Annotated in this window: 1 protein-coding gene; it reads left to right on the top strand. The window is 66.4% G+C overall.

Annotation, left to right across the window (positions count from 1 at the left end):
• Positions 1-678 precede the first annotated feature (678 nt).
• Positions 679-1299, top strand: coding sequence for an L-threonylcarbamoyladenylate synthase (locus ABZV06_RS32035; protein ID WP_355248735.1), 621 nt, complete (start codon positions 679-681; stop codon positions 1297-1299).
• Positions 1300-1409 lie beyond the last annotated feature (110 nt).

The raw sequence follows: 1409 nt of genomic DNA, 5'->3' as shown, positions 1-1409 counted from the left end.
TCGGACCCTCAGCAAGTCCTATCTTCCCTGATCAGAAGGCACTTCTTCGTTTCTGCCCAGTCCGTGGACAGCCCTTAACGAAGGGCCGAGGCTAGGCGTGTCTGCCTGAGAGGAGTTGTCAGACCGAGGGCTCGGTCACCAGGGGCCAATCACGGGGGACATTATTCAGCGAAAAGGTGTCGAGCAGGGCCACTGCACAATCGCGCCTGGGCCCGACAGTGCGAATTCCTGCTCTGCCCCGACTCTCAATAGACATTCCTGGTCGCTCCCAGGCACCTCTTCGCACAACGTGAACTCGCACGTCGCTCCTCCCCCGTTGCTCAAGTGGCATGAAGGTAAGGACCAACAACGGTCCGTGTCAACACGCCCACCCAGCGCTACTTTGAGTGACGCCAGAGTGGGATTTGATCAGGAGAAATCGGGCTCGTTAGGCACCTAACGTAACGACGTCCGAAATCACTAGTTGATGATGACCAACAGCCCTCAAATAAGCACAATTCGACCTTAGTGGCGAGGATGGGCAGTGGCCACGGCGGCCCCCGCAGCAGATTCCGTTTCAGCGCGCTTTTTCGCATTCGCCGCTCGGCAACGAGTGCAAGCCACGCGCCGAGGGGCATCTGCGAACGCGGGTTGCCAGGCACCTCGCACCGTCGACGGCTGGAGGCCTAGTCTCACCTCATGGCGAGGTACTACGACGTACACCCGGAAAACCCGCAGCCCCGCGCGATCCGGCAGGTAGCCGACCTGGTCCGTGGCGGCGGCCTGGTCGCCTACCCGACGGATTCCTGCTACGCGCTCGGCATCCAGCTCGGCAACCAGGACGGGCTGGACCGGATCCGGCAGATCCGTCACCTCGACGACCGGCACCACTTCACCCTGGTCTGCCGGGACTTCGCGCAGCTCGGCCAGTTCGTCCAGATCAACAACGCGGTGTTCCGGCTGGTGAAGGCGTCCACCCCGGGCAGCTACACGTTCATCCTGCCGGCCACCCGCGAGGTGCCCCGCCGGATGCTGCACCCGCGCAAGCGCACCGTCGGTGTCCGCGTACCCCGGCACACGGTGACCCAGGCGCTGCTGGCCGAGCTGGGCGAACCGCTGGTGTCCAGCACGCTGCTCCTGCCCGGCGACGACGAGCCGATGACCCAGGGGTGGGAGATCAAGGAACGGCTCGACCACCAGGTCGACGCGGTGCTCGACGCCGGCGAGTGCGGCATGGAGCCGACGACGGTGATCGACCTTTCCGGGCCCGAGCCGGAGATCCTGCGCCGGGGCGCGGGAGACACGTCCCGCTTCGAGTAGGTAGCCGGAGCGGCGCCCCGCGCCCGCCCACCCGCCGCCCTGGCACGCCGAGCGCGGCCGGGGCTGAACCGTCGCATGCCGCGCGCGGGCGCGCCGTGCGCCGGGCGCGC

Source organism: Micromonospora sp. NPDC005172, from assembly GCF_040608555.1.
GTDB lineage: Bacteria > Actinomycetota > Actinomycetes > Mycobacteriales > Micromonosporaceae > Micromonospora.
The sequence above is the reverse complement of the archived record's forward strand: the minus strand, read 5'-3'. Positions and strand labels throughout refer to the sequence as shown.